Below are 773 nucleotides of genomic sequence, written 5' to 3' on the forward strand. Positions count from 1 at the left end.
GGCCGGCCTCGGCGGCCAGACCATCGCCCTCGACGGCAAGTCGCTGCGCGGGGCCGTGGATCGAGCCCGGCGCACGCAGCCCCTGCATCTGGTCACGGCCTGGTCGGCCGAGCAGCGTCTCGTCCTCGGGGTGCAGCGGGCGCCCGGCCGCAGCGAGGTCACGGCAGCCCGGGCCATCATCGCGCTTCTGGACCTCACGGCCGCCACCGTCACGGCCGATGCCCTGCACGGCAACCGAGCCACGGCCCAGGCGATCCGCGCGCGCGGCGGCGCTTATGCCCTGGTCATCAAGGGCAATCGCGGACCGCTGCATCGGGCCGCCCAGGACCTGTTCGCGACCCCCGACCCGGCCGAGGCCGCCATCACGACGGACGCCGCTCATGGCCGCCACGAGACACGCACGGCCTGGGTTCAGCCCGTGCCCGATTGGGCCGAGACCTACCGCTTCCCCGGCCTCACCGCCATGGCCCGGATCGACAGCCTGCGCCGGATCGGCGACACCACCGAGCGGCAGACCCGCTACATCGCCCTGTCGCGCACCGTCGAACCCGCCGAAGCGCTCCGCCTCGTGCGCGTCCATTGGAGCATCGAGAACAACCAGCATTGGCTGCTCGACGTGGCGCTTGCCGAAGATCGCATCCACACCCGCAGCGATCGAACCGCCGAAAACCTCGCCCTCCTGCGCCGCCTCGCTCTCAACCTCCTGCGCGCCGACACCGCGAAGGGATCCATCCGCGCCAAAATCAAGCGCGCCGCATGGAACGACACATACT

Annotated in this window: 1 protein-coding gene; it reads left to right on the forward strand. The window is 71.5% G+C overall.

Annotation, left to right across the window (positions count from 1 at the left end):
• On the forward strand, positions 1-773 hold a 773-nt coding region (locus tag ACTXGO_RS15225; protein ID WP_443575109.1), incomplete at both ends, for an ISAs1 family transposase.

This window comes from Psychrobacter sp. T6-1 (assembly GCF_052258445.1).